This is a genomic window from Sporichthyaceae bacterium (assembly GCA_036269075.1).
Taxonomy (GTDB): Bacteria; Actinomycetota; Actinomycetes; order Sporichthyales; family Sporichthyaceae; genus DASQPJ01.
The window spans coordinates 95,191-101,520 of the sequence record DATASX010000087.1 but is presented as its reverse complement, the minus strand read 5'-3'; the positions used below and the strand labels follow the sequence as shown (position 1 = coordinate 101,520).

At 68.2% G+C, this 6,330-nt stretch carries 6 protein-coding genes and 1 pseudogene; 1 reads left to right on the top strand and 6 read right to left on the bottom strand.

The genetic code is table 11. The annotated features are described in order from the left end of the window. Nucleotides 1-214: 214 nt before the first annotated feature. A pseudogene (locus tag VHU88_16440) lies at nt 215-358 on the top strand (aldo/keto reductase). Between the two features lie 360 nt (nt 359-718). Here the strand turns inward: VHU88_16440 and VHU88_16435 are convergent. The 6 genes from VHU88_16435 to VHU88_16410 form a co-directional block, all read right to left on the bottom strand. Continuing rightward, entirely contained in the window at nt 719-2,230 is a 1,512-nt protein-coding gene (locus VHU88_16435) for an aldehyde dehydrogenase family protein (GenBank protein ID HEX3613278.1), read from the bottom strand. Nucleotides 2,231-2,378: 148 nt separating this feature from the next. Then, nucleotides 2,379-3,965 (bottom strand): AMP-binding protein, encoded by a 1,587-nt coding sequence (locus VHU88_16430; GenBank protein HEX3613277.1) that lies wholly within the window; start codon nt 3,963-3,965, stop codon nt 2,379-2,381. 2 nt (nt 3,966-3,967) lie between these two features. Beyond that, nucleotides 3,968-4,411 carry a MaoC family dehydratase gene (locus VHU88_16425; GenBank protein ID HEX3613276.1) on the bottom strand — a complete coding sequence of 148 codons (444 nt, stop codon included), beginning with the start codon at nt 4,409-4,411 and terminating at the stop codon, nt 3,968-3,970. Between the two features lie 10 nt (nt 4,412-4,421). Further along, nucleotides 4,422-4,976: a hypothetical protein gene (locus tag VHU88_16420; GenBank protein HEX3613275.1), complete on the bottom strand. Its 555-nt coding sequence runs from the start codon at nt 4,974-4,976 to the stop codon at nt 4,422-4,424. A gap of 25 nt (nt 4,977-5,001) precedes the next feature. Next, the gene (locus tag VHU88_16415) at nt 5,002-5,301 is read right to left on the bottom strand and encodes an MmoB/DmpM family protein (GenBank protein HEX3613274.1); all 300 of its coding nucleotides are present in this window, start codon (nt 5,299-5,301) and stop codon (nt 5,002-5,004) included. After that, nucleotides 5,301-6,329 carry a hypothetical protein gene (locus VHU88_16410; protein HEX3613273.1) on the bottom strand — a complete coding sequence of 343 codons (1,029 nt, stop codon included), beginning with the start codon at nt 6,327-6,329 and terminating at the stop codon, nt 5,301-5,303. The genes VHU88_16415 and VHU88_16410 overlap by 1 nt, the downstream gene beginning before the upstream one ends. Nucleotide 6,330: the final 1 nt, after the last annotated feature.

The window sequence follows — 6,330 nt, the reverse complement described above, 5'->3', positions numbered from 1 at the left end:
CAGTCATCGCCGGCCACATGCACGAGGACCTGGCCGCAGTCGCGGCCGTCGACTGAGCTCGAGAAAGGGACAGGGCGGAAATGGACGCGACCAGCACCTACCTCGCCGATGCCGGACGGTACGGGAAGATGCGCTCCGGCGAGCCGGTCGCAGCGGCGTCGAACTCCTTTCGCTGGGGTTCTGGCAGAACTTCGGCGGCGACCGCCGGCTCGAGGTGCAACGGGCCGTCGTCCGCCGCGCCTTCGACCTCGGGATCACGCACTTCGACCTGGCGAACAATTACGGACCGCCCTACGGCGTCGCCGAGGAAAACCTGGGGCGGTTGCCGGCACAGGACTTCCGGCCCTACCGGGACGAGCTGATCATCAGCACCAAGGCCGGGTGGGACATGTGGCCTGACCCGTACGGCGACCGGGGGGTCGCGCAAGTATCTGCTCGCCAGTCCGGACCAGTCGTTGCAGCGGCTGGGCCTGGACTACGTCGACATCTTCTACTCCCACCCTGTTCGCGGACGCCAGCCACTTCAGCCGGGCCTCAGGGCGGGCCACCGGTGCCGCCACGGCCGATGTGGCGACCGGCCCGGCACCGGCCCGCCGGATGCTGCCGCGATCCCCCTAGGCGGTGGGGGATCGCGGCAGCGCCTACCGCACGGCCGGCCGATTCCCGCACTGCGCCGGCGTGCGCTTCTTCCGCGCCGATCGAGCGCGGGAGAGTCCGGTCAGTCGGCAGGCTTGAGCTGGATGTTGACGGATTTGGTCTGGGTGTAGAGATCCATGGCCTCGGCGCCCAGTTCGCGTCCCCAGCCGGACTGCTTGAAACCACCGTGGGGAAGGGCTGTGTCCAGGGCGTTGTAGGTGTTGACCCAGACGGTTCCGGCTCGCAATTGTTGGGCCACGCGGTGCGCGCGGGAGAGGTCGTTGGTCCAGATGCCGGCGGCCAGGCCGTACTCGCTGTTGTTGGCGACCTGGATCAGTTCCTGCTCGGCGGAGAACGGTTGGGCGACGACGACCGGCCCGAAGATCTCCTCACGCACGACGCTGAAGTCCGGCTTGACGTCGACCAGCACGGTCGGTTGGACGAAGTACCCGGTGTCGCCGTGCCTGCCACCGCCGGTCAGCGCGCGGGCCCCGTCGGCCAGGCCTTGCTCCAGGTACCCGGTGACCCGGTCGAGTTGCTGCTGCGACACCAGCGGGCCGACCTGGGTTGCCGGGTCCAGACCGGGCCCGAGCTTCGCGGCCGAGGCGATAGCGGCGACCTGTGCGGTGAACTCGTCGAAGATCCGGTCCTCTACGTACAGCCGCGTTCCGGCGACGCAGGACTGCCCGTGGTTGAACAGCCACGCCATCGTCGAGCCGACCGCGGCGGCCTCGAGGTCGGCGTCGGCGAAGACGATGTTCGGGCTCTTGCCGCCCAGCTCCAGGGAAACCTTCTTGAGGTTGCCCTTCGCGGCCTCGACGATCCGCTTGCCGGTCTCGACCGATCCGGTGAACGCGACCTTGTCCACGTCGTCGTGGGCGGCGAGTGCGGCTCCGGCGTCGCCGAACCCGGGCACGATGTTGACCACGCCGTCCGGGATGCCTGCTTCCAGCAGCAGTTCACCGAGCAGCAGCGCGCTCAGCGGCGTCTGCTCGGCCGGCTTGAGAACCACGGTGTTCCCGGCTGCGAGTGCCGGCGCGATCTTCAAGGCGGCCATCACCAGCGGGAAGTTCCACGGGATGATGGCACCGCACACCCCGATGGGTTCGCGCAGGGTGTAGGCGTGGAACTGCCCGTCCGGGACCCAAGGGACCGAGACCGGGATGGTGCGCCCCTCCACCTTCGTTGCCCAGCCTGCGTAGTAGTGGAAGATGTCGGCGGCCCAGACCACATCGACCACCTGCGCCACCAGCGCGGACTTGCCGTTGTCCAGCGCCTCGAGGTGGGCGAACTCCTCGGCCCGCGCGAGCATCCGCTCGCCGATGCCGAAGAGCATGCGCTGCTTGACGTTGGGTGCCACTCGGTGCCACACCTTGGACTCGAACGCGCGTCGGGCCGCGGCTACTGCGCGGTCTATGTCCTCCGGCCCGCCGTGGGCCACGTCCGTGAGCCGCCCGCCGGTCGCCGGGTCGAACGTCGCGAAGGTTCGACCGGAGGCCGCGTCAACCCATTTCCCGTCGATCAACAATCGTTTCGGCGAGGAGATGAAATCCGTGACCGACGGGAGCGTCGGGTGTTCGAGGGTTGCGCTCACGATTCCTCCTTCAAGAGCTCGAATCGGCGGGTTCGGCGCGAGACCGATAGTAGGTGTGCCCGACGACACATAGGTGTTCCAAGTTGGAGCACTTCTGCACCCGGGCGGCCCGGCGGAGTGGCGGCGAGAACTCAGTTCTGACGTACTGTCAGTTTGGAGCCGCGACAGTCGCCCGGGCCAGAAGGTCGGCGCGCAGCACGTGTTTCAACACCTTGCCGGAGGCCGTTCGGGGGAGGTCATCGAGCACGAAGACACGCTTGGGGACCTTGTAGGGCGCAAGTCGGGCCCGGCAGAACGCGTCCACCTCGTCCAGCCCGAGATCGGCTCCGGCCGCGGTCACGACCGCGGCGGTGACGATCTCGCCCCAGCGTTGGTCGGGCAGGCCCAGAACAGCCGCGTCGAGCACCGCCGGGTGGTCGACGAGGACGTTCTCCACCTCCACCGGGTAGACGTTCTCACCGCCGGAGATGATCATGTGCTTCTTGCGGTCGACGACCTGCAGATAGCCGTCGGCGTCGAGGTATCCGAGGTCGCCCAGGCTGAGCCAGCTCGCTTCGCCGAAGCGGCGGGTGGCCTCTGCGGTGGCCTCGGGTCGGCGATGGTAGCCGTCCATCATGACCGGGCTGACGAAGATCTCCCCGACCTCGCCTGTCGGCAGCCGTTCGCCGGTCTCGTCGAGGATCAGGGTCGCCATCCCGGGGAACGGGCGCCCCGCCGTGCGTCCTCGCTCCGGGCACTCGCGATGGTCCACGAAGGTCGCGACGCCGAGCTCGGTGGCGCCGTAGAACTCGATGAGGGCGGTGGCCGGAAAGGTGTCGAGAACGGCGTGCATGGTCTCGGCGAGCAGGGGCGCGCCCGCCACCACGACAGAGCGCAGTCCCGTCCAGTCGTCCCGGTCTCCGGTCGCCGCCAGGTGTTGGCAGATCCGCTGCAGCATCACCGGCACGGCGAACCCGACGGTCGTGCACCGCTCCGCGCGCAGTGCCGCGACGGCTAGTTCGGGTGTGAACGTCTCCAGCACGACGACCGTGCCGCCGAAGAACAACTGGGCCAAGGAGAACAGCGCGGGCGCCTCGTGGAAGAGCGGCCCGGGGATGAGCATGACGTCATCGGGGCCGAATCCGAACCCGTCGTGGCAACGCCGGTGGTGGTCGACGAAGCCGCGGTGGCTCTGGACGCAGCCTTTCGGCGCACCGGTGGTCCCGGAGGTGTAGCACATGAAGAAGGCAGCCGCCGGGTCGATGCTGCCCGGCGGTTCGCCGGGGTCGGCCGACTCCAGCAACTCGCGGTACTCGCTCGACCCGAGCAGCAACTGCGCAGGCGCTGGGGTTCCGGCCGGCAGGGCGGCGGGCATTCCGGCCGCTGTCGGGTGCCGACCTTCGTCGACCAGCAGCAGCCGACAGCCGGAATCGGCCACGATGTACGCCAGTTCCGGTGCCGTCAGGGCGGGGTTGACCGGAACCCCGACCACTCCGGTCTTGGCCAACGCCAGGTACCAGGCCAGGTAGTCGGCGTGGTTGGTCAGGAACAGTCCGACCCGATCCCCGACGCCAAACCCGAGACCGCGCAGGGCGGCGGCGACCCGGTTGGTCCGCTCGTTCAGCATCCGCCAGGTCCAGCGGGCCCGCCCGCACACCAGGGCCAGTCCGTCCGGGTCCTGCTGCGCCTTCCACCGCAGCATCCCGCCCATTGTGCGGTCGTCGACGCTGCAGTACCGCGGGTCCGCGCCGGTCATGGTCAGTCCGGCACCCGGACCGCGTAGTTCGCGACCGCAACCGTGTCGCCCTCGTCGTCGGTGGCGGTGATCGCCACGACCGCGTAACTGCGTCCCGGTTCGCGGGGATGGAGTTCCCGGATGTTGCCGGTGCACCGCACCCGCGTGCCCACCTTCACCGGCTTGACGAGCTTGGACTCCATGCGGAAGACCGTGGCGCCCGCGGACCGCCACTGCCGGTCGATCAACGAGGCCATCATCGACATGGTGAGCATGCCGTGACCGGCGGTCTTCGGCGTGCCGAAGACCTGCGCACGGGTGTTCCACTCGATGTTGGTGTGCACCGGGTTGAAGTCCAGGTGCGCCAGCGCGGCACGGTCGATCACCTCCTGGGTGACCTGGTGCTCGACCGGCGGGAACTCCTGATCCAGCGTCAGATCCTGATAGTGCAGCGCAGTGTTCGACACGGTGTCCTCCTCACATGCTCGCATAGCGGACGAGTTCGGCACGCGTGGGCGGGATGATCAATCGGGTCCGCCACACTGCTTTGTGGTCGCCGGCCTCGTTGTGGAGATCGACGACGTCCTCGATGTAGGTCTTCCCGCGCCGGATCCACTTGTCCCGGTGGGTGATCGTCGCGCTGATCGTCTCGCCGACCACGAACGGCTCGTACAACTCGATGAACTGGCCCGGGTTGCGGGCTCCGGGGGAGCGCAACCAGGACCCGATGCCGGTGTCGATGCAGTAGAAGACCACCTGCACCACGAACAGCGGGTGCTGCCACAGTCCGCCGCGGCCGCGGGCGTACTCGGCGTCGAGGTACATCGGGTCGGTCTCCAAGCAGGACCGATTGAACGCGACGATGTCCTCCTCCTCGACGAGGAAGGTCCGCATCCCGGGCCCGGAATCGCCGACCCGGACCTCGTCCCAGGTCTCGTAGCGCTCGACACCCTGACGGAAGTCCCATTCGAAGTCGAACTGCTTCTTGGTCGTCGCCAACGGCTTGAGCCGGGCGATGTCCTCCGCACTCACAAGCGCTTTCCTTTCTCGCAGCGGATCACTCCGGCAGGTCCTTGGTGATGGTGATGGATCCGGCGTCGGTGCGAATGCGGCCGTTGTAGGTGCTCATCACGACCAGCCACTGATTCAGGGCGATGTCCTCGCCGAGTTCGTCGGCCACCTGTTCCAGGTCGACGTGGATGTCCTCGTTACTGATCACGTGCAGGTACGGCCCGCGGTCGACCACCTGCACCGGTTGGCCCGCAGTGAGCAGTGCCTCGACCGTCGCGTCCGCCTCGGGGCTCTTCATGAGCACCAGGCCGACTTCGTAGGCAGGTTCGGAGGTAGCGGTCGGCATCAGGCACCTACCTCTGCGTCGATGTGCAGGTCGGGCTGCGCGGAGAGCACGGCCTTCAGCAAATCGCTGAACTCGGCGGATCGTTGAGGGAACCTGGCGTGGACGGCGCCCAGCAGTTCGGTCGCCGCGACGACGGCAGGGGTCCAGGATTCGATCCAACCGCTGACGATCTCCCGATTGGCCGACGCCGACGGGACCTCGGCGGCAGTCACCATGCGGACCAGTTCCTCGGTCCAGGCACGGTTTCGCCGACGGTCGCGTTCGGTGGTGCGCACGATGGCCGGGGTGACCCCGTCCCCGTGCAACGGGGCGTGGCGGCCGATCAGCCTGCTGACCGCGGTCTCTGTCGCGATCGGGTCGAAGACGAGGTTGAGCACGACGGCGACCTCGGCCCAGTCGTCGGTGACGTGCATGAGGCGTTCGACCAGTTCGCGCAAGGGTTGATACACGGGATCGGTCAGCCACACCTCCTTGGCCCCCGCGTCGCTGAACGAGGGCATTGCCGTCTCAATGGCCAGCAGGTAATGGACGACGTCCTGCGCGTGGCGCAACCGGTCGAACGCCTCGAAGGTGAAGGCGGCGGACAGGGCGTCGGTCAAGCACTCGCGGGACGCGCTGAAGACCGCGCGGAACAGGCCCCACTCGACGAATGACCAGACCCGGTAGTGCCGGGCCATCTCCTGCAACCACACCGGGTCGAAGTCTTCGAAGGTGCCCTCGGCGACTGCGTCCTCGGTGGCCCGCTCGATGGAGCGCTCCTGCTCGGCCTGCAGCTTCGTGAACGTGCGTTGCCACAGCTGCGACGGGTCGCGGAAGTCGAACCAGTCCGGGTGCCGCAGCCGGGTGGACTCCACGCGCCACGCCGGTCGTCCCTCCGGCGTGCGCAGCATCCCCGGGTCGATGTCCCAACCACCGTCGATGCTCGGTTGGCCGTACAGGTTCACGGCCTCGTACTCCGAGACCCGGCGGCGGCGGGGGGTGATGTAGGTGAAGTCGCGCGGGGCTTTCGCGGTCGCGTCGGCGGCCATC